The organism is Blastococcus sp. SYSU D00868 (assembly GCF_054050575.1).
Genome location: NZ_JBJGZO010000032.1, coordinates 21,408 through 41,412, shown reverse-complemented (window position 1 = coordinate 41,412; position 20,005 = coordinate 21,408). Strand labels below are relative to the sequence as shown.

The 20,005-nt window shown below is 78.6% G+C and carries 17 protein-coding genes, 1 pseudogene and 1 riboswitch; of the genes and pseudogenes, 8 read left to right on the top strand and 10 right to left on the bottom strand.

What is annotated here, in order from left to right; all coding sequences use genetic code 11:
- The first annotated feature begins 122 nt into the window (after positions 1-122).
- Entirely contained in the window at positions 123-1,760 is a 1,638-nt protein-coding gene (locus tag ACI79F_RS20590) for a DUF222 domain-containing protein (RefSeq protein WP_456545405.1), read from the top strand.
- 357 nt (positions 1,761-2,117) lie between these two features.
- Positions 2,118-2,525, top strand: a pseudogene (locus tag ACI79F_RS20585) (PilZ domain-containing protein); the annotation flags it as partial.
- Between the two features lie 72 nt (positions 2,526-2,597).
- Here ACI79F_RS20585 and ACI79F_RS20580 read toward each other — a convergent pair.
- Both ACI79F_RS20580 and ACI79F_RS20575 read right to left on the bottom strand, forming a co-directional pair.
- Entirely contained in the window at positions 2,598-3,422 is an 825-nt protein-coding gene (locus tag ACI79F_RS20580) for an MBL fold metallo-hydrolase (RefSeq protein ID WP_456545404.1), read from the bottom strand.
- Positions 3,423-3,432: 10 nt separating this feature from the next.
- Positions 3,433-4,269: an alpha/beta hydrolase gene (locus ACI79F_RS20575; RefSeq protein WP_456545403.1), complete on the bottom strand. Its 837-nt coding sequence runs from the start codon at positions 4,267-4,269 to the stop codon at positions 3,433-3,435.
- Between the two features lie 269 nt (positions 4,270-4,538).
- On the opposite strand from ACI79F_RS20575, the gene ACI79F_RS20570 reads away from it, so the two are divergent.
- Genes ACI79F_RS20570 through ACI79F_RS20560 form a run of 3 tightly spaced genes read left to right on the top strand, consistent with a single transcriptional unit; the run spans position 4,539 to position 8,845 of the window.
- Entirely contained in the window at positions 4,539-5,507 is a 969-nt protein-coding gene (locus tag ACI79F_RS20570; protein WP_456545402.1) for a helix-turn-helix domain-containing protein, read from the top strand.
- 30 nt (positions 5,508-5,537) lie between these two features.
- Positions 5,538-7,238 carry an ABC transporter gene (locus ACI79F_RS20565; protein WP_456545401.1) on the top strand — a complete coding sequence of 567 codons (1,701 nt, stop codon included), beginning with the start codon at positions 5,538-5,540 and terminating at the stop codon, positions 7,236-7,238.
- Positions 7,235-8,845, top strand: a complete 1,611-nt coding sequence (locus ACI79F_RS20560) for a GTPase (RefSeq protein ID WP_456545400.1) — start codon at positions 7,235-7,237, stop codon at positions 8,843-8,845. The genes ACI79F_RS20565 and ACI79F_RS20560 overlap by 4 nt, the downstream gene beginning before the upstream one ends.
- A gap of 150 nt (positions 8,846-8,995) precedes the next feature.
- Here ACI79F_RS20560 and ACI79F_RS20555 read toward each other — a convergent pair whose 3' ends face one another.
- Entirely contained in the window at positions 8,996-9,493 is a 498-nt protein-coding gene (locus ACI79F_RS20555; RefSeq protein ID WP_456545399.1) for an ATP-binding protein, read from the bottom strand.
- Positions 9,494-9,643: 150 nt separating this feature from the next.
- Between ACI79F_RS20555 and ACI79F_RS20550 the strand changes: the two genes are divergently transcribed.
- Complete coding sequence (locus tag ACI79F_RS20550; protein ID WP_456545398.1) at positions 9,644-10,336, top strand: ANTAR domain-containing protein; 693 nt, start codon at positions 9,644-9,646, stop codon at positions 10,334-10,336.
- Here the strand turns inward: ACI79F_RS20550 and ACI79F_RS20545 are convergent.
- A complete protein-coding gene (locus ACI79F_RS20545) occupies positions 10,333-11,277 on the bottom strand; it encodes a nucleoside hydrolase (RefSeq protein ID WP_456545397.1) in 945 nt (314 codons plus the stop codon). The genes ACI79F_RS20550 and ACI79F_RS20545 overlap by 4 nt on opposite strands.
- Positions 11,278-11,614: 337 nt before the next feature.
- Between ACI79F_RS20545 and ACI79F_RS20540 the strand changes: the two genes are divergently transcribed.
- The gene (locus ACI79F_RS20540; RefSeq protein WP_456545396.1) at positions 11,615-12,523 is read left to right on the top strand and encodes a hypothetical protein; all 909 of its coding nucleotides are present in this window, start codon (positions 11,615-11,617) and stop codon (positions 12,521-12,523) included.
- A 660-nt stretch (positions 12,524-13,183) separates the two neighbouring features.
- On the top strand, positions 13,184-15,301 hold the full coding sequence (locus ACI79F_RS20535; RefSeq protein WP_456545395.1) for a SpoIIE family protein phosphatase: 2,118 nt from the start codon (positions 13,184-13,186) through the stop codon (positions 15,299-15,301).
- An 18-nt stretch (positions 15,302-15,319) separates the two neighbouring features.
- On the opposite strand, the gene ACI79F_RS20530 is transcribed toward ACI79F_RS20535, so the two are convergent.
- The 6 genes from ACI79F_RS20530 to ACI79F_RS20505 form a co-directional block, all read right to left on the bottom strand.
- Entirely contained in the window at positions 15,320-15,742 is a 423-nt protein-coding gene (locus ACI79F_RS20530; RefSeq protein ID WP_456545394.1) for an ATP-binding protein, read from the bottom strand.
- Positions 15,743-15,839: 97 nt separating this feature from the next.
- Entirely contained in the window at positions 15,840-16,457 is a 618-nt protein-coding gene (locus tag ACI79F_RS20525) for a thiamine phosphate synthase (RefSeq protein ID WP_456545393.1), read from the bottom strand.
- A complete protein-coding gene (locus tag ACI79F_RS20520; RefSeq protein ID WP_456545392.1) occupies positions 16,454-17,227 on the bottom strand; it encodes a thiazole synthase in 774 nt (257 codons plus the stop codon). The genes ACI79F_RS20525 and ACI79F_RS20520 overlap by 4 nt, the downstream gene beginning before the upstream one ends.
- 1 nt (position 17,228) lies before the next feature.
- Complete coding sequence (gene thiS, locus ACI79F_RS20515) at positions 17,229-17,423, bottom strand: sulfur carrier protein ThiS (RefSeq protein ID WP_456545391.1); 195 nt, start codon at positions 17,421-17,423, stop codon at positions 17,229-17,231.
- Between the two features lie 10 nt (positions 17,424-17,433).
- Positions 17,434-18,546: a glycine oxidase ThiO gene (gene thiO / locus ACI79F_RS20510; protein ID WP_456545390.1), complete on the bottom strand. Its 1,113-nt coding sequence runs from the start codon at positions 18,544-18,546 to the stop codon at positions 17,434-17,436.
- Positions 18,543-19,889, bottom strand: a complete 1,347-nt coding sequence (locus tag ACI79F_RS20505) for a purine-cytosine permease family protein (protein ID WP_456545389.1) — start codon at positions 19,887-19,889, stop codon at positions 18,543-18,545. Before ACI79F_RS20505 ends, thiO begins: the two co-directional genes overlap by 4 nt.
- A riboswitch (TPP riboswitch) is annotated at positions 19,880-19,992 on the bottom strand. Its footprint overlaps the gene before it by 10 nt.
- Positions 19,993-20,005: the final 13 nt, after the last annotated feature.

The following is a 20,005-nucleotide window of genomic DNA, read 5'->3' as shown; positions in this document are numbered from 1 at the left end:
CACGTGCGCCGGAGCCGCGGTTCGGGGCGGGGTCCTGCGGCGTGCGCGCACACGCTCTCGTCGGAGACATCCGTGCTGGTCGGCGGCCCGGAAGTGTCGTACCCCGGGCCTAGCGTGGGGGCATGGCGGTGGTGCGGGAGGTCGCGGTCGGGGTGACCGTGGTGTCCGTCGACAACGCGCCCACGCCGGAGGAGCGCGCCGCGCTCGATCCCCACGAGGACCTGGAGCCGGTGCCCGATCTGCTGCCGGAGATGCTGCCGGTGCACCGCACGAGCGCGCAGAACGCGGCGCTGTTGCGGCAGATCGTCGCCGCGGAGGCGATGCTGGCCGGGTTGCGGGTGCGGGCGGTGATGGGCCTGGCCGCCGCCCGCCCCGATCCCCGCACCCGCCACGGTGAGGACGCCCAGCGGCGGCCGGGCGAGCTGGACGGGGTGAGCGAGTTCTTCGCCGACGAGCTGGCCACGGTGCTGGCGACGTCGCGGACGGCGGCGGGCAAGCTCACCGACCAGTGCGCGGCCCTGTGGGAGAAGCTGCCGGCGACCCTGGCCGCGTTGGACGCCGGCACGCTCGACTGGCCCCGTGCCCGGGTGTTCGCCGACCAGCTGGGCTGGAGGGCCCGTGGCGTGGACCCGCAGGTGATCGCCGAGGTCGAGGCCGCCGTGCTGCCCGACGCTCGGGAGTTGTCCATCCGGCAGTTGGAGGCCGCCGTGCGCCGGGAGCTGACCGCCCGCGACGCCGCCGCCTCCGACCGCCGCCGCGCCGACGCCGAACGCGCCTGCGACGTCACCGTGCGGCATCTCGGCGACGGGGTCAGCGAGCTGGTCGCCCGGATGCCCGCCGAGCTGGCCACCGCCTGCCGCCGCACGCTCGACACCGATGCCCGGAGCGCGAAGACCGACGGCGACGACCGGCCGCTGGGCGTGCTGCGCGCCGGCGCGCTCGCCGACCGCATCCTGCAGCCCTGGGACGACCGGCAGCCGGCGGTCACCGCGGCCATCACCGTCGACGTGCCGCTGGCCGCCCTGACCGTCGACCGGTTCCTGGGCGACGGCGGCCCGCCTCCGCTGGTGTCCCGCCCCGGCACCGTATCCGCCCCGACCGCGGAGGTCGAGGGTGAACCGATCACCGCCGCCCACCTGCGCCGCCTGCTCGACGACCTCGACGCGATCGGCCTGCGCCCGCCGGCGGGCGGCAGCCTGCGCTTTGCGTTCACCGACGCCGACGGCCGGCTGCTCGCCGTCGCCACCGACGCCGAGCTGCGGTCCGCGGCCCGCCGCGGCTGCGTGACCCATCCGGACGGCTGCTGCGGCTGCGCGCTGCTCGACATCCCGCCGCCGGTCGACCGCTACCGGCCCACCCCCGCCCAGGTGCGCTACATCGCCACCCGCGACCGCACCTGCCGGCATCCCGGCTGCGCCAACCGCGCCGTGTGGGCCGATGCCGACCACGTCATCCCGCACGCCGCCGGCGGCGCGACCGCCTGCCAGAACCTGTGCTGCCTGTGCCGCCGCCACCACCGGGTCAAGACCCACGCCGTCGGCTGGACCTACACCATGGCACCGGACGGCACGCTGACGGTGACCACCCCGAGCGGCATCACCCGGGTCAGCCGCCCCTACCGGCGACGACGAGCCGACGCCGCCGGCCGGTGCCGCGGCAGCGACCCACCCCTGCTCCCTCTCACCGGACCCCGGGTCCTCCTCGACCGCCCCGGCCCAGCGTCCGACCCGAAGCCGGACGACGACCCGCCACCCTTCTGACCCCGGCGGGCGGCCGGTCGTGGATCGGGACGGGATCGCACTCACCCCGGCGGGGGGAGTGGCGGGGCGCGCCTCGAGCCACCGCCGCCGGGGTGCCGATGGACGGGTGTGCCCGACCTCCTCGTCCGCCGCCTCGTCGGCGCGCTGCTCGCCGGCGACGTGCCGGCGGGCCAGGACGGGCGCTCGACCGGGACGGCCGCCGAGGCCGCAGCGCTCCAGCAGCGCGCCCGCGCCTCCGGCCTGGTCATCGGGGCGGTGGCGGTCGTGGTCTTCCCCGCCTGGGCGGTGCTCGATGCCTACCTCGAGCCCGCGCTGGCGTCCCGCTTCCTCGCCGTGCGCCTGCTGGCCGATGTCCCGATGTTCTGGCACGGGCCGCACGGCGGCCGCGCCCTGACCGCGGAGGTGACGCACGTGGTGGCCGGCGCCGCCCCGCGCTGGCACCTGGCCGTCACCGCCCCGGCCGAGGACCGGCAGCGCCGCGCCGCCGTCCGCTGCCGGCTGGTCCTGCCGGTGACGGTCACGCTGCGCGGCGTCGCCCTGGAGGGGGAGTCCCGCGACCTCAGCGAGGCCGGCCTGCGCGTCCTGGTCGAGGGCTACGGCGCCGCGCCGGACGCCGGCACGCCGGTCGGCCTGACCGTGCACCTGGAGGACGGCGTCCTGCGCCACCGCGCCGAGGTGCAGCGGGTGCGCAGCCGGGGCCCGAACTGGCTGCTCGGCCTGCGGGTCCAGGACCCCGCCGAGCGCGACCAGGACCGGCTGCGCCGCCGCGTCTTCCAGGCCCTGCGCGAGGAGCGGCCCGCACCGCACCCGCCTGAGCCGGCGGGCCCGCGGCCGCCGTCAGGGCCCCAGCTCCGTGGCGACGCCCGGCGTCAGCCAGCGGAACCGCCGGCCGAGGTCGTCGGGAGCCGACGCGAGCTCCCGCTCGACGGCGGCCCGCCCCTGCCGGAAGTGGCTCCAACCCTCGTAGTGCACCGGCACCACCACCCGCGCCCCGACCAGATGGCACGCCTCCACCGCCTCCCGGGCGCTCAGCGTGTAGCGCACCGGACCGGTGACCGGGAAGCGGACGCCGCCCAGGTGCAGCACCGCCGTGTCGACCCGCAGCCGGTCGGCGACCTGGCGGACGCCGTCGAAGAGCACGGTGTCGCCGGAGATCCAGAGGACCTCGTCGTCCCCGTCCACCGGGCGGACGGCGAAGCCGACCACGTCGCCCACCAGCGGCCGGCTCAGCGGTGGGCCGTGGCGGGCCGGCGTGGCGGTGACCTGCAGCGGCGGGCGCCCGGGCGCCTCCAGCACCGTCACCTCCCACGGCCGCAGGCCGCGCACGCCCGCCCCGCCGCCGAGCCGGGCGGCGCCGGCGGCGGTCGTGACCACCACCGGCGCCTTGCCCAGCAGCGTGCGGCCCTCGTCGTCCAGGTTGTCCGCGTGGTGGTCGTGGGTGAGCAGCACCGCGTCGACCGGCAGCACGTCCGCGGCGGCCAGCGCCGGTCCGCGCACCTTGCGCGACCCCGTCCCCCAGCCGAAGGCGTAGTGCCGCCCGGGCGGGTCGAAGGTCGGGTCGGTGAGCAGCCGCCACCCGTCGAGCTCGAGCAGCAGCGTCGGCCCGCCGACGTGGGTGGCCCGCACGCCCCGCACGCCCGGCGCGCCCCGCGCGTCCCTCACCGTGCCGGCCTCACGGCACGTCGGCGGTCTGCGGCCGCGGGCCGGACACGTGCGCCAGCGCCCAGTCCAGGACGTCGTCGGCGATCTGCTGCCACCCCGGCTGGGCGGGCAGCAGGTGGGCGTACCCCTCGTACTCGCGCACCTCGACCGTGCCGCTGCGGTAGTGCTTGGCGTTCGAGCGCTGGACGCTCGGCGGCATGATGTGGTCCTCGCTGCCGGACACGAACAGCAGCGGTGGCCGCTCGGGGTTCGCGTAGTCGACGGAGACGTCCTGCGGCCCGGGCATCAGGTTGGCCAGCACCGAGTTCCACAGGATCCGCCCCGACGCGGGCACGTGGTAGCGCTGGTGGAGCCGGCGCGACTCGTCCTCGGGGAACGTGTTGGTGAAGGCGTAGTGCCACTGCTCCTCGGTCAGCCCGACCGCCCGGTGCCGGTTGGCCGGGTTCTTGAGCACCGCCCACGTGGAGCGGATCTGGGACAGCGGGGTCACCTTCACCCCCTCCGTCGGGGCGGAGTTCAACGCCACCCCGACCGCGCCGAGACCGCGGTCCAGGAGCAGCTGCACCCAGGCGCCGCCGGCCGAGTGCCCGATCAGCACCGGCGGCCGGTCCAGGCCCCGGACCACGGACTCCAGGTGCTCGATCACCGCGGTCGCGGTGAGGTCGGCGATCGGCGTCGGGTCGGCGTTGAGCGCCTCCACCTCCACCTCGAACCCCGGGTAGCCCGGCGCGAGCACCCGGAAGCCGCGGCCCTCGTAGTGGGCCACCCACTCCTCCCAGCTGCGCGGGGTCACCCAGAACCCGTGCACGAGGACGATGGTGTCCGGCGCGGCCGGGGGCGTGGTCATGGCGGTCTCCTCTGCGGTCCGGTGGCGGTGCGGCTCCCGGGCCCGGCGGTTCCGACGCCCGGGGAGCCGACCCTGGCAGCGGCCGGGGTGCCGCGATGGCCGGTGCGTGCGGACCTCTGGTCCCTGCGTGCAGGGATCGCCTCGTTCCGGAACCGTTCCGTCGATCCGGGTGCCTTCCCGCCGCCGCCGGCCTCTGCCAGGCTCCGGGCGTCGACGGGGGACCCCCGCACCGGCCGCGACGGCGACCGAGGCCGGACCAGGGACAGACGATGCTGCTGTTCGACACCGCACCCCTGCGGCGGACCGAGCGCGCCGAGGCCTTCCGCGCGGTCATGCAGGAGGCCGCCGCGCCCTGCCGCATCGAGCACCGCGAGGACCCCGAGCTGATGCGGGCCCGGATCTCGCTGTGGCCGCTGGGCCGGGCGGCGCTGCTCAGCACCGACGCCTCCCGGTTCGGCCTGGTCCGGACGTCGCGGCACGTCCGCTCGGGCGGCGAGCCGGCGGTGTCCCTGGCCTACCAGCGCCGCGGCCGCGTCGAGTTCGGCCAGGCCGGCTCCCGGCAGGTGGTCCAGGGGAGGGACCTGATGCTCGTCGACCCCACCGCCCCCTACACGTTCGCCTGCGCGACCGGCGGCGGGAACCGGGCGCTGCAGGTGCCGCTGGACCTGCTCGGCCTGCCCGAGGACCTGGTCCGGCGGGCCGCGCCGCGGCTGCGCGCCAGCCCGCTGCACGACCTCGTCCGCACCCACCTGGAGTGGATCGCCGACGCCGCGCCGGAGCTGTCCGGCGACCCGGGCGCGGCCGCGCTCGGCACGGCCACCGTCGAGCTGCTGCGGGCGCTGGTCGTGTCCGCCGCGGGGGACGACCCGCGGCGCGCCGACGTCCGCGAGGAGACCCTGCTGCACCGCGTGCGCGCCTACGTCCGCCAGCACCTGTCCGACCCCGGGCTGACCCCGCGGACGATCGCCGCCGCGCACAACGTGTCGGTGCGGCAGCTCTACAAGGCCTGCGCCGCGGCCGGCTGGAGCCTGGAGCAGTGGGTGATCCAGCAGCGGCTGGAGGACGCCCGCGCGCGGCTCACCACCCCGGCCGGGCTGCGCCGCCCGATCGGGGCGACGGCCCGGGCCTGCGGCTTCGCCGACCCCAGTCACTTCACCCGCCGCTTCCGGCAGATGTACGGGATGACCCCGCGGGAGTGGCAGCGCGCCGCCACCGCCCCCGCCGCGCCCGAGGGGTAGCCGCCGGTCTCCCGGGGCATCCCGGCTGGCGTGACGCTCCCCGCCCGGCTGCCCGACGCGCTCCGCGAGGTCCGCGACCGGGTCGCGGCCGCCCCGCTGGGGCTGGCCACGGCGGGGCGGGACGACGCCGTCCGCACCGCCCGCGCGGTCGTCGACCAGGTGGACGACTACCTGTTGCCGCGGCTGCGCGACCTCGACGCCCCGCTGCTCACCGTCGTCGGCGGGTCCACCGGCGCGGGCAAGTCCACCCTGGTCAACAGCCTGGTCGGGACGCCGGTCACCGCCTCCGGGGTGCTCCGCCCGACCACCCGCTCGCCGGTGCTCGTCTGCTCCCCGGCCGACGCCCCCGCCTTCGCCGGGGACCGGGTGCTGCCCGGCCTGGCCCGGGTGACCGGCGGGCCGGGCGGCGCGGGCACGCTGGAGCTGGTCGCCCGCGACGAGGTGCCGCCCGGGCTCGCGCTGCTCGACGCGCCCGACGTCGACTCCGTCGTCGCGACCAACCGCGACCTCGCCGCCCAGCTGCTCGGCGCCGCCGACCTGTGGGTCTTCGTGACGACGGCCGCCCGCTACGCCGACGCCGTCCCGTGGGACGTGCTGCGGACGGCGCAGGAGCGCGGCACCGCCCTGGCCGTCGTCCTGGACCGCGTCCCGCCGGAGGCCACGGCCGAGGTCGCCCAGGACCTCGCCGGGATGCTGCAGCGCGCCGGCCTGGCCTCCGCCCGGCTGTTCGTCGTCGAGGAGCGGCCGCTGGTCGGCGGGCTGCTGCCGGCCGACCAGGTCGGCCCGATCCGGGACTGGCTGCACGGGCTGGCCGCCGACCGGGAGCAGCGGGCCGCCGTCGTCCGCCAGACCCTCTCCGGCGCCCTCGCCAGCCTCGGCGACCGGGTCGCGCTGGTGGCCGCCGCCGTCGACGAGCAGGACCGCGCCGCCGGCGAGCTGTCCGCCGCGGCCCGCGCCGCGTACGCCGACGCCTGCTCCTCGATCGACGAGGGCGTCCGGGGCGGCGCGCTGCTGCGCGGGGAGGTGCTCTCCCGCTGGCAGGAGTTCGTGGGCACCGGCGAGTGGATGCGCTCGCTGCAGAGCTCGGTCGGCCGGCTCCGGGACCGGCTCACCGCGGCCCTCACCGGCCGGCCCACCCCCGCCGAGGACCTCTCCGGCGCCCTGGAGACCGGGGTGGCGACGCTGCTGCGGGCCGAGGCCGACCGGGCCGCCGAGCGCACCGCCGGCACCTGGCGCGCGCTCCCCGGCGGCGCCGGTCTGTTGGGGGCGGAGGCCGAGGAGCTCTCGCGGATCTCACCGGACTTCCCGGAGGCGGCCGCGGCGCAGGTCCGCGACTGGCAGGGGGCGGTGCTGGACCTGGTGCGCGAGCAGGGCGCCGACAAGCGCACCCGCGCCCGGCTGGCGTCGTGGGGGGTCAACGGGGCCGGCGCCGTCGTCATGGTCGCCGTCTTCGCCTCCACCGGGGGCCTCACCGGCGGCGAGATCGCGGTGGCCGGCGGGACGACGGCCGTGGGCCAGCGGCTGCTCGAGGCGCTGCTGGGCGACGCCGCCGTCCGGTCGCTGGCCGACCGCGCCCGGGAGGACCTCCTGGGGCGCGCCGACCAGCTGCTGCTGACCGAGCGGGAGCGGTTCGACGACCGGATCGCGGCCGCCGCGCCGACCGGGGACGCGGCCGCCGGCCTGCGCGAGGCCGCCGCCCGCCTGACCGCCGCCGTCCGGGCGGGCGCATGAGGGTCCGGGAGGTGCCGCTGGCCGACCGGCTGGCGGCGCTGCGGGAGGCCGTCGACGTCGCCGCCGACCGGCTGGAGGGCCCGGAGGAGGCCGCGGCGGTGGGCCGGGCGCGGTCGCTGCTGGCCAAGGCCGGCGCCCGGACGGCGCTGGGCGAGGCCACCGTCGTGGCGCTGGCCGGCGCGACCGGCAGCGGCAAGTCCACGCTGTTCAACGCGCTGTCCGGGGCGGAGGTGAGCAGCCCCGGCGTGCGCCGGCCCACCACCGGCGTCGCGCACGCCACCGTCTGGGGCGCCGACCCGCAGGACCGGCTGCTGGACTGGCTGGAGGTGCCCCGCCGGCACCGGCACCCGCCCGACCCGGCGCTGGACGGGCTGGTCCTGCTCGACCTGCCCGACCACGACAGCGTCCGGCTGGAGAACCGGCTGGAGGTCGACCGGCTGGTCGGGCTGGTCGACGTGCTGGTCTGGGTGCTGGACCCGGAGAAGTACGCCGACGCCGCGGTGCACGAGCGCTACCTGGTGCCGCTGGCCGGGCACGCCGGGGTGCTGCTCGTCGTCCTCAACCAGGTGGACCGGCTCGACCCGGCGGCGGTGCGCGCCTGCCTGGCCGACCTGCGCGCCCTGCTCGACCGGGAGGGGCTGGCCGGGACGCCGCTGCTCGCCCTCTCCGCGCGGACCGGCGCCGGCCTCGGCGAGCTGCGGGCCGACCTCGCCCGCCGGGTGGCCGCCCGCAAGGCCGCGACCCAGCGGCTGGCCGCCGACGTCTCCACCGCGGCGGCCGAGCTGCGGGCCTGCTGCGCGGGCGACGGCACGCCGGCGGAGCGCACCGGCCGGGCGGATCGCGAGCGGCTCACCGACGCGCTGGCCGGCGCGGCCGGCGTCCCGGTGGTCGCCGCGGCGGTGGAGCGCTCGGTCCGCCGGGAGGGGGCGGCCGTCACCGGCTGGCCGCTGGTGCGCTGGACCCGCCGGCTGCGGCCGGACCCGCTGCGCCGGCTGCACCTGGGCGCCGGCGGGGACGACGCCGCGGCGCTGCCGGCCCGCACGTCGCTGCCCGTGGCCGGCGCGGTGCAGCAGGCGGCCGTGGCGACGGCGGTCCGCGCCGCCCGGGAGGCCGCGGGCGCCGGCCTGCCCCGGCCGTGGGCGGACGCGCTGCGCCGCGAGGCGGCGGTCAGCGAGGAGCGGCTCGCCGACCGGCTGGACGCCGCCGTCGCCGGCACCGACCTGCGCCCCGGCCGGACCCCGCTCTGGCAGCGCGCGGCCGGCGGGCTGCAGTGGCTGCTGGCGGCGGTCGCGCTCGTCGGCGTCCTGTGGCTGCTCGCCCTGGCCGGGCTCGGCCTCCTCCAGCTCGACGACGTGGTGCCGCTGCCCCGCGTCGAGGGCATCCCGCTGCCCACCCTGCTGCTGGTCGGGGGGCTGCTGGCCGGCGCGCTGCTCGCGCTGCTGGCCCGGCCGCTGGTGCACGCCCGCGCCCGCCGGCGCCGGCGGCGGGCCGAGCTGCGGCTGCGGGCCGCGGTCGCCGCGGTGGGCGAGGAGGAGCTGCTCGCGCCGATGGCCGACGTCCGCGCCGACCACGACCGCTTCGCCGCCGCGCTGGCCCGGGCGGGCTGACCGGCCCGGCCGACGTCGGGCCGCCGTCCCGCCGTCCCGTCCTCCCTCACCGCAGGGCGTCCTCCCTCACCGCAGGGCGTCCTCCCTCACCGTCCGCGGTGAGGGGAGACGCGCCACGATCAGGTGAGCTGATCCCGGCCCGGGGCGCCGCTACTCGCGGTGCAGGCGGGGGGAGCGGGGCTCGGGCACCCGGTCGGAGCCGGCCTCCACGGGGCGCAGCCCGGAGGGCAGCCGGGCCCAGACGTGCTTGCGCCCCGGCCGGCACTCCCAGCCGTAGTCGACCGACAGCTGCGCCACCAGGTGCAGCCCCATGCCGCCCAGCGAGGGGTCGCGGTCCACCGCCGGGACGGGCGGCCGGTCGGGCGCCTCGTCGCTGAGGTCCAGCAGCCAGCCGTCGTCGTTGGCCACCACCAGGGCCCGGACGGCGCCGCCGCCGTGCCGCAGCGCGTTCGAGGCGAGCTCCTCGAAGACGAGCAGCAGGCCGTCGCGGGCGTCCTCGGTGGAGGTGGTGGAGACCGACGGGTGGGCGATGCGGGCGCGCAGGTCCGACCGCACCCGCGAGACGACGTGCATCGCCTCCAGCTGCCAGTGCCAGACGTCCCCCGAGACGGAGGGGACCGCCGACTGCGGCCACGCCGCTGCGTCCATCGGCCCCCCTCGCGTCGGCTCCGCCGGGTGCCGGCGCGGGCACCGGCGGTCCCCATCCTGACCGACACCGCGCCGTCCCGCAGCCGAGGGGGCCGCCGCCCGCAGACGATCATGCATCCGGCGGGCTGCCGGGTGCGGCAGGATGCAGGGATGGAGTCGTTGCTGCGCGAGCTGAGCCGGGTGGCCCTGGCCGACCGCGCACTGGGCGACGTGCTCGCCGAGATCACCGCCATCGCCACCCGCGGCATCCCGGGCGCGGAGTCGACGTCGACCACGCTGGTCCGTGCCGACGAGGCCTTCACCGCCGCCCACGACGGCGAGATGGCGCTGGCCGCCGACGAGATGCAGTACGAGCGCGGCCACGGCCCGTGCATGGACGCCGGCCGCGGGAACGTCGTCCTGCGCATCGACGACGCCCGCACCGAGCAGCGCTGGCCGGACTACGTGGCCCGCGTCGTCCAGGTCGGCGTCCGCAGCTCCCTGTCGGTGCCGCTGCCCTACCAGGGCGAGGTGATCGGGGCGCTCAACGTCTACTCCTCCCGGCCGAACGCCTTCGCCTCCCCGGAGTCGCTGGCGGCCGGCATCGAGGTCGCCGAGGTGGTCGCCGTCGCCGTGGCCAACGCCGAGGCGCACCACCGGCTGGGCGAGGACGCCCGCAACCTGCGCATCGCGATGGAGTCGCGGTCGGTGATCGAGCAGGCCAAGGGCGTGCTCATGGCCCAGCAGGGCGTCGACGCCGATCAGGCCTTCGAGATCCTGCGCGCGGCGTCCCAGCGGTCCAACCGCAAGCTGCGCGAGATCGCCGCCGGCGTCGTCGCCTCGACGCAGCCGGCCCGCGACTAACCCCGCGCGGCCAGGCCGGCCAGGCGGGAGACCAGGAACTCCACGGCCGCCGGGCTGTCCACGCCCTCGGCGACGTGCACCGCGGTGGGCGAGCCCGAGGGCTCCCGGCGGTCCACCACCGTCTGGCCCCGGGTCAGCCCCAGGCCGGTGTCGACGACGACGTCCCGCGGCACCGTGGTCAGCGTCCCCGGGACGACGGCCTCGGTCACCGCCAGCGCGTCGTGCACCACCACGCCGTCCACCCCGTAGCGGGCGCGGGCGACGTCCATGTACTGCCGCAGGATCGCGCCCGCGGTCGCCCCGAGCGGGCCGGCGGCCGCGAACCGCGCCACGCCGTCCTCGCCGAGCACGGTCGGCAGGGTGACGTCCAGCCCGACCAGCACCGTGGGCACCGTCGAGGCGAACACCGCCTGCGCGGCCTCCGGGTCGGCCCAGGCGTTGAACTCGGCGGCCGCCGTCACGTTGCCGCCCGCGCCGGCGGAGCCGCCCATGACGACCAGCCGGCCGATCCGCTCGGCCGCCTCCGGATACACGGCCAGCAGCAGCGCGACGTTGGTCAGCGGGCCGATCGCGCACACGGTGACCGGCTCCTCCGACGCCGTCAGCAGGTCCGCCAGCGCGGTCACCGCCGGCCGCGGGTCGACGGCGGCGGGCGAGGCCGGCAGCTCCACCCCGCCCAGGCCCGCGGTGCCGTGCACGTGCGCGGCCCGCTCGGCGAGCGGGTGCACCAGCGGGGCGCGGGCGCCCGCGGCCACCGGCACGTCGGACCGCCCCGCCAGGTGCAGCACCCGCAGCGCGTTGTCCGTGGTCTGGGCCAGGTCCACGTTGCCGTGCACCGTGGTGACCAGGCGCAGGTCCACCTCCGGGCTGGCCAGGGCCAGCAGGATGGCCAGCGCGTCGTCGATGCCGGGGTCGGTGTCGATCACCAGGGGGGTGGGCACCGGCCCATCCTGGTCCACGCCGGTCACGCCGCCGTCGGGTCCTCCCGGCGGGTGGCCGCCGTCGCCCGGCCGGCCGACACGCGGGCGCGGCGGGTCGGGTCGCGGGACGACCGACGGCCTGAGCTGGGCGTTCCACGCTCACGGGGGCACGGCTTGTCGACAAGCGACCGGCGGGGAGGAGGGGTCACCGACCCCTCCGCGGCCCCGGCGCAACGGTTCGGTCACGCGGTCTCCAGGACGTGTCCCGGCGAGCCGCCCCCGGGCCCCGCGGTGCCTACGTTTCTCCCTGTCCGCGACACCTTCCCCCCTGGTCGCGGTCACTACGTCAGGAGGCGGCATGGCGATCGGACGGGCCCCCGGGTCCTCGCCGTCGTCCTCCTCCGCGGACGGTCTGAGCGGCCTGCTGGCGGTGCTGGAGCGCGCCGAGGCGCTGCCGCCGGCGGGCCGGCCCGGCGCCCTCCCGCGGCCGCGCCGCGCGGTGCTGCACGGCGCCGCCGGCCGCCGCGGGCGCCGGGTGCTGCCGGCGGCCCGGCCCGTCCCGGTGCCCCGCACCCGGCCGGTCGTGCGGGCCGCCGTCCCGCCGCGCACGCCGAGCCCGGCCCCGGTGATGTGGCGGCCGGCCGGCGCGCCGCCGGTCGTCCCGCCGCCGCCCGCGCCGCCGCGGCGGCCCGGGCTGGTCCGCCGGCTCGCGCTCTGGGGCGCCGGCCCCGACGGCGCCCACCTCGCCTGGAACCGGCCCGCGCCGGCCCCGGCGCCTCCCTCGGCTGCCGCTCCCGCCCCCGCCACGGCACCCGCCCGCTCCGGCGGCCGGCTGCGGCGCGGCATCCGGCGGCTGGCGCTGTGGGGCGCCGGCCCCACCGGTGCCCACCTGGCCTGGAACGTCCCGCCGCAGCCGCGCACCTGGTCCGCGCGGCTGCCCGCCCCGCCGGCCCCCCGGGCCGTCGTGCGGCTCACCGCGCTGCCCAGCAGCCTCCCGATCCAGCCCGTGGCGTCTTCCCCCGCCGCGGCGCTCCTCCCGGCCCCCGCTCCCCGGGCGGCCGGTGTCCACCTCCGGGCTCCGGCCCGGCCACCCCGGGCGGCGCAGCCCCGGGCATCGGAGCCCACCGGATGGCCTGCCACCCGGTCGGAGCCCTGCCCCGCACTGCCGGCGCCGTCGGGCTGGCCGGCCCGCGATCCCCGGGACCCCGGTCGCCCGAGGACCCGCGGTGACCCGACCGCCTGCCGGATCCGGGGCTCCCCGCCCTGACCCGCACCGCCAGCACACCCGGCCGACCCCGGCCGCCGTCCCTCGGCACCGCACCCACCGCGACCGGTCGCAGCCAGCGACCGCGACCGACGACCCGCGTCGCCGACTCCTCGCCCTGGCCGCACGCCAGGCGCCCCCCGGCCCACTCCCGACGGTGCTCCCCCCGCACCGCCTCCGCAGACCGCACCGCACGACGTACGCGCCTCGACCCCCCGCCGGCCCTGCCCCGAGCAGCGGCGCGCGGACCCTCCAGGGAGGCGCCGACGACCGGCGGAGCGGCGCCGCGGAGGCCCGCGCGGACCGTCCCGCGGAGTAACTCCCGGTCCAGCCGGTGCCCGTGATCGGGTCTCCGACCGGCTCGACCCGGCCGCGCGGCGCCCGCCTGCGCCCCCCGCGAGCAGTCGCCGCAGACCGGTCGCCGGCCGCTCCGGTCGCCGGGCCCGGTGCCCGGCGGACGGCCGGCGGGGAACGTCCGCGGACCCGCAACCCCGGCGGGCGCTCGCCCGGGGTCCCGACCGCTCCGCCCGCGGTCGGGACCCCCGGGCGGCGCCCGCCGCCGTCGTCCCCGGGCCCGGTTCCCGGTGTCGTCCCCCACACCGGATGGCCGCGGACGGCGCGCTGTGGGAGAAAGGGAGGGATGAACGGGCTGGGCGCGACACGGTGAGATCCCTCCCCCCGCGCCCGGCCCGCGAGGACGGCACGCCGGGGACCGCGGAGGCCGCCGAGCGGCTCCGCCTCGAGCTCGCCGTCGAGGCGGCCGGCATCGGCAGCTTCGACTGGGACCTCGTGACCGGCCGGCTCGACTGGGACGACCGGCTGCTCGACATGTTCGGCTACGCCCGCGACGAGTGGGACGCGCGGATCGAGGCCTTCACCGCCCGCCTCCACCCCGACGACGTCGAGTCCACCTCGGCGGCCCTGCGGCACGCCATCGACAGCTGCGGCGCCTACGACGCCGAGTTCCGCGTCGTCCTGCCCTCCGGGGAGACCCGGTGGGTGCGCGGCCGCGGGCGGGCGCTGTGCGACGAGCGCGGCGCCGCGGTCCGGCTGCTCGGCGCCGCCTACGACACCACCAGCGCCCGCGCCGCCGACCTGCACGTCGCCCGGGTGCTCGAGGCGATGAACGAGGCGTTCTTCTCCCTCGACCGCGACTGGCGCTTCTCCTACGTCAACCGGCGAGGCGAGGAGGTGCTGGCCCGCTCCCGCGCCGAGCTGGTCGGCGGGGACATCTGGGAGCTGTTCCCGCACGCCGTGGGCAGCGACTTCGAGACCCACTACCGCGGCGCCGTCGCGACCGGCCAGGAGCGGGTGTTCGAGGCGTACTACCCCGAGCCGCTGGACGCCTGGTACGAGGTCCGGGCCTGGCCCACACCCGACGGGCTGTCGGTGTACTTCCTCGACGTCAGCGAGCGCCGCGCCGCCGAGACCCGGGCCGGCGTCGCCGCCGCCCGGCTGCGGGTGCTGGCCGAGACCAGCGCGGCCATGGTCGAGCAGCTGGGCCGCGGCCGGGACGAGCGGACGGCGCTGCAGCGGGTCACCGAGGCGGTCGTGCCGGCGTTCGCCGACTGGGCGATCGCCACGCTGATCGACGAGGACGGCCGGATGCACGACGTCGCCAGCTGGCACGCCGACCCGCAGCTGCGGCCGACCACCGCCCGCTACGCCGAGCTGCGGCTGGACTCCATCCAGGACGACGCCCCGGTGCTGCGGGCGCTGGGCTCCGGCCAGGCGCTCACCGTGGACGACGTGCGGGGCGCCATCCGTCCCACGCTGCCGGCCGGGGAGGTGCGCGACGTCTTCGACCGGCTCGCCCCGAGCACCGCGCTGACCCTGCCGATGGTGGCGCACGGCCGGACCCTCGGCGCGCTGAGCATGTACCGCGGCGCCGGCGGGCGGGCGGCCGACGGCGAGGACGTCGCCGCGGCCCGAGAGGTCGCCGAGCGGGTGGCCCTGGCGCTGGACAACGCCCGGCTGCACGACCAGCAGCGCCGGCTGGCCGAGGAGCTGCAGCGGAGCATGCTGACCGCGCCGCCGCGCCCCGACCACGCGCAGGTCGAGGTGCGCTACCTGCCGGCCGTGGAGGCCGCGCAGGTCGGCGGCGACTGGTACGACGCGTTCCTGCAGCCCGGCGGCGCCACGATGCTGGTCATCGGCGACGTCGTCGGCCACGACATCGCCGCCGCGGCGGCCATGGGCCAGCTGCGCGGCCTCGTGCGCGGCATCGCGTTCCGCGAGGGCGCGTCGCCGGCCACCGTCCTCGCCGACCTGGACACCGCCGTCCGCGGGCTGGAGATGGACACGATGGCCACCGCCGTCGTCGCGCGGATCGAGCAGAGCCCGGAGCAGCGGGCCGCCGGGACGACGACGCTGCGCTGGTCGAACGCCGGGCACCCGCCGCCGCTGCTGCTGCACGGCGACGGGCGGGTGGAGCAGCTGACCGGGGCGCGGACGGAGATGATGCTCGGCGTCGACCCCGGCACCGCCCGCAGCGACTCGGTGGTCACCTTCGACCGGCCGGCGACGGTGCTGCTCTACACCGACGGGCTCGTCGAGGCCCGCGACCAGGTCCTCGACGACGGCATCGCGGCGCTCGAGCAGGCGCTCGCCGACCTCGCCGAGCGCCCGCTGGCCGAGCTCTGCGACGGGCTGCTGGCCCGGCTGCGCCCGCGCGGCGTGGCCGACGACGTCGCGCTGGTCGCCGTCCGGCTGCACCCGGAGGACCGGCCGCGCCCGGCCGAGGCCGGGCCCGTCCACGTGCCCCCGGTCCCCGGCGCCTGAGCCCTCCCGGGTGCCCGCTCAGGCGGGCAGCAGCGCCCAGACGTGCTTGGTGTCGCCGTCGACGTACCAGCCGTGGGCGCTCGCGAGCTCGGCGATGAGGTAGAGCCCGAGCCCGCCCTCGCTGGGGTCGCGGCCCACGGCCGGGGTCGGCGGCGTGTGCGGCGCGCGGTCGGAGACCTGGAGCAGCCAGGCCGCCTCGGTGCGGCGCACCGCGGCGCACACGCCGTCGCCGCCGTGCCGCAGGGCGTTGGAGGCCATCTCGTCCAGCGCGAGGACCAGCCGGTCGCGCAGCTCCGGGTCGGCGGTGCCGCGCAGGTGGGCGCGCAGCTGCGCCCGGACGCCGGGCAGCTCGGCGATGTCGCCGAGCTCCCAGGTGAGGGCGTCGGTCGCGGGCGGGGGGGTCGCCGAGGGCCAGATCGACCCGGTCGACTCCCGTGTCACGCCCGTGCTACCTCGCATCCTCGCGCCGGCCGTGCCACAGACCGAACACTCGCGTATGCGCCGCCGCGGAGCGCCTCAAACATGGACGTGACCGGCATCACCGGGCGGGCACCTCCGGCGCCCCGGCGTCCCGCAGCGCGTCGAGGTACTCCGCCACCCGGGACGGGTCGCGCATGACCGGGCCCATGACCGCGACGCCGGCCGCCCCGGCGCGCAGGCAGTCCCGGACGTCGGCCGGCGCGACCCCGCCCAGCGCGTACGCGGGCGGGCCGACGCCGGTGAGCCGGGCCAGGCCCGCCGGCCCCAGCGCGGGCCCGTAGCCGGGCTTGGACGAGGTGGCGTGCACCGGCGACACGAACACCCAGTCGCAGCCCTCGGCCGCCGCCCGGGCGACCTCGCCGGCGTCGTGGCAGGAGCGCCCCAGCAGGGCCGGCCGCGGGCCGGGCAGCGGGTCCGCCGCCGCCAGGTGCACCGCGGCCCGGCCCGCCGCGCCGGCCGCCCCGGCCCAGACCAGGACCCCGCCGACCGGCTCCAGCACCGCCGCCAGGGCGGCGGCCAGCGCCGCGCGCTCGGGCAGCGGCAGGTCCTTGTCCCGCAGCACCACCGCGCGGGCGCCGGCGGCCACCGCCGCGGCGACCACCTCGGGCAGCGGCGCGGCGGCCTGCGTCCGGTCGGTGAGCACGAGCAGCGAGGGCAGCGGCCCGGGAGGGCTCACAACTGCGGCAGCCCCTCGAACTGCGTCGAGGCCTCGGCGTGCCAGCGCCGCGGGATCCGGCCCGCCGACCGGGCCAGCCGCCCGGCGTCCACCGCGGACCGCATCGCCAGCGCCATCCGCTCCGGGTCCCGGGCGCGGGTGACGGCCGAGGCGAGCAGCACCGCGTCGCAGCCCAGCTCCATGGCCAGCGCGGCGTCCGAGGCGGTGCCGATGCCGGCGTCGAGCACGACCGGCACGTCGACGGCCTCGCGCAGCAGCGCGATCGCGTGCGGGTTGCGGATGCCCAGGCCGCTGCCGATGGGGGAGCCCAGCGGCATGACGGCGGCGCACCCGGCGTCGGCCAGGCGCCGGCCCAGCACCGGGTCGTCGGTGGTGTAGGCGAACACCCGGAAGCCGTCGTCCACCAGCTGCTCGGCGGCGTCCAGCAGCTCCACGGCGTCGGGCAGGAGCGTCCGCTCGTCGCCGATGACCTCGAGCTTGACCCAGTCGGTGCCGAAGGCCTCCCGACCCAGCCGGGCGGTGAGCACCGCCTCGCGGGCCGTCCGGCAGCCGGCGGTGTTGGGCAGCAGCCGCACGCCGCAGCGGTCCAGCACCCGCATCATCGCGGCGTCGGCGGAGGCCTCGACCCGCCGCAGCGCCACCGTGACCACCTGCGTGCCCGACGCTCGGACGGTGCGCTCCAGCGTCTCCATGCTGGTGATGCCGCCGGTGCCCAGCACCAGGCGGGACGTCAGCTCCACCCCGGCCAGCTCGAGGGGGTCCTCGCTCATCTCAGCCTCCCGCCGTCGGGGCCAGCACCTCGAGGACGTCCCCCGCGGCCAGCGGTGTCGACTCCCACGCGCTGCGGGGCACCACGTCGCCGTTGCGCGCCACCGCGACCCGGTCGTGCGCACCTCCCCGCGCGGCCACCAGCGCCGCCACCGTCGCGCCGTCCGGGACGTCGGCCCCGGCTCCGTTGACCGTCACCCGCACGCGGTCACCTCCCGAACCTGTCGATGCCGAAGGGGGCGGCGAGCGCCGGGACCTCGCCCGAGACGAGCAGGTCGGCCAGCAGCTCGCCGGTCAGCGGGGTGAGCAGCACCCCGTTGCGGAAGTGCCCGGTGGCCAGCAGCAGCCCGGGCGTGCCGCAGGGGCCGAGCACCGGCGCGTTGTCCGGGGTGCCCGGCCGCCAGCGGGCCAGGGTCTCGGCGAGCTCCAGCTCGGTGACGCCGGGCACGACCTCGATCGCGTCGTGCAGCAGGTCGTGCACGCCGCCGGCGGTGACGGTGGCGTCGAAGCCCCGCTCCTCCACGGTGGCGCCGACGACCAGGCCGTCGTCCCCGTGCGGCACCAGGTAGACCGGCCGGCCGCGGACCAGCGCCCGCACCGTGCCCGCGAGCAGCCCGGCGGCGCCGCGCAGCCGCAGGACCTGCCCCTTCACCGGCCGGACCGGCACAGCCGGCGCGCCGGGCAGGGCGCCGCTGTGCGCGCCCAGGGCCAGGACGACGCGGCCGGCCCGGACCTCGCCGCCGTCCGCCAGCGCGACCCCCGCCGCCCGGCCCCCCGCGCGCAGCAGGCCGGCCACCCGGGCCCGGACCAGCCGGACGCCGGCGCCCTCGGCGGCCGCGCGCAGCACCGGGTGCAGCTCGCGGGGGTCGACCGACAGGTCGCCGGGCACCAGCACCCCGCCCCGGACCCGCGGGGTGAGCGACGGCTCCCGCCGCCGCGCCTCGCGCCCGGTCAGCCGGTCCGCGGCCAGGCCGAGTTCCACGTGGAACCGGTGCAGCTCCGCCAGCGCGCGGGCGTCGTCGTCGTCGAAGCCGACGACCAGCGTCCCGGCCTCCCGCAGCGGGACCCGCACGCCCGTCGCGGCGGCGAGCTCGTCCAAGAAAGCCGGGTAGCGGACCAGCGACGCCTGGCACAGCCGCAGCAGCGGCTCCTCGCCGTAGCCGGCCTCGGAGACCGGCGCGAGCATGCCGGCGGCGGCCCGCGAGGCGCCGCTGCCCGGGGCGTCGTCCACCACGGTCACCGACAGCCCGCGCTGCGCGGCCCGCCAGGCGACCGACAGCCCGACGAGGCCGCCGCCAGCGACCACCAGGTCGGCGGTCACCGGGCGGCCCGCCGCCGGCGCACCGCCCCGGGCAGGCAGAGCAGCGCGGTCAGGGCCGCCGCGACCGCCAGCCCGACCAGCGAGGCCGACCAGCCGTTGGCCGGGTGGATGCCGAGGTCCTGCTGCCGCGCCGTCCACCACGCCGTCCAGCCGGCGCCCGGGCCGGAGAAGAAGGTGGGCAGGGTCAGCTGGTAGGCCACGAACCCCGCCGCCCAGGGCAGCAGGAACGCCGGCCGGGCGCGGGCGGTGTCCGAGGTGTCCCAGCCGCCGCGCGGGGTGAGCGCGTAGGCGACGGCGAAGACGCCGACCAGCGGCACGAACACCGCGCCGATGAGGAAGAGGAACGGCTCGTAGGCGGCGATGTCGAAGCCCAGCGCCAGCCCGGTCGCGGCCGCGCCCACGACGACGGCCAGCACCCGCCGGTCGGCCCGGGGGACGACGTTCTGCGCCGACACCGCGGTCGAGTAGAGGTTGGCGAACGCCTCGTCGAGCTCGACGGCGACCAGCACCAGCACCGCCACGGCGCCCAGCGGGACGGCGAGCAGCGCGTCGATCACGTCGAGCCCGGAGCTGCCGTAGGCGGCCAGCGCCAGCACCCCGAGGGTGAACATGACGAAGGTCGCCAGGCCGTAGCCGATGCTCGCGCCGGCGAACGCGGCGCGGCCGCTGCGCACGTGCCGGGTGTAGTCGGCGGCCAGCGGGAACCAGGAGATCGGCAGGGCGATGACGATGTCGGCGGCGGTCCAGAACGAGGTGGCCGCGCCGTCGGTCAGCGCCGGCAGCGGCTCGAGCAGCACCTCGACGAACAGGTAGCCGATCGCCGCGGCCGCCGCCCAGATCGCGTAGCGGGCCAGCACCCGGACCACGCCGAGCGGGCGCAGCGCCATGAGCGTGGCCAGCACCCCGGCGGCGAGCACGAACGGCCAGCGCGGCGCGTCCAGCACCCGGGACGCCGCCTCGGCGATGATCACGATCTCGAACGTCGCCCAGCCGACGCACTGCACCAGGTTGAACGCCGTCGGCAGCCAGGACGTCCGCCGGCCGAGCAGCCCGCGCAGCAGCACCATCGCCGGCACCCCCTCGCGGGCGCCGGCCGCCGCCCCGATGCCCAGCAGCACCGCGCCGATCGCCGCGCCGACGGCGACCGCGCCCAGCGTCTCGCTCAGCGGCCGGCCGGGCAGGACGACGAACACCGCGGCCACCGGCAGCAGCAGGCTGACCCCGAGGTTGCCCCACAGGCCGAGGGCGTCGCGCAGGCCGAGCGAGCGGGCGGGCCGCTCGGTGAGGGTGAGGGGCGCGTCCCCCGGACCGGAGGACGCGCGGACGACGTCGGACGTGCTCACAACCAGCTCCCTACGCCGGCATTACCCGGACAGGTTCCAGCGGTCGGCGGCGCGGTCTGCCGCCCTCTCAGCCCGGTCAGCCCGAGCTCCCGCACAGTGCGGGGCGACTGTAGCCC

Coding starts and splice junctions, on each gene's coding strand:
- ACI79F_RS20590 (WP_456545405.1), top strand. CDS start 123: ATGGCGGTGGTGCGGGAGGTCGCGGTCGGGGTGACCGTGGTGTCCGTC.
- ACI79F_RS20575 (WP_456545403.1), bottom strand. CDS start 4,269: ATGACCACGCCCCCGGCCGCGCCGGACACCATCGTCCTCGTGCACGGG.
- ACI79F_RS20570 (WP_456545402.1), top strand. CDS start 4,539: ATGCTGCTGTTCGACACCGCACCCCTGCGGCGGACCGAGCGCGCCGAG.
- ACI79F_RS20560 (WP_456545400.1), top strand. CDS start 7,235: ATGAGGGTCCGGGAGGTGCCGCTGGCCGACCGGCTGGCGGCGCTGCGG.
- ACI79F_RS20555 (WP_456545399.1), bottom strand. CDS start 9,493: ATGGACGCAGCGGCGTGGCCGCAGTCGGCGGTCCCCTCCGTCTCGGGG.
- ACI79F_RS20550 (WP_456545398.1), top strand. CDS start 9,644: ATGGAGTCGTTGCTGCGCGAGCTGAGCCGGGTGGCCCTGGCCGACCGC.
- ACI79F_RS20540 (WP_456545396.1), top strand. CDS start 11,615: ATGGCGATCGGACGGGCCCCCGGGTCCTCGCCGTCGTCCTCCTCCGCG.
- ACI79F_RS20520 (WP_456545392.1), bottom strand. CDS start 17,227: ATGAGCGAGGACCCCCTCGAGCTGGCCGGGGTGGAGCTGACGTCCCGC.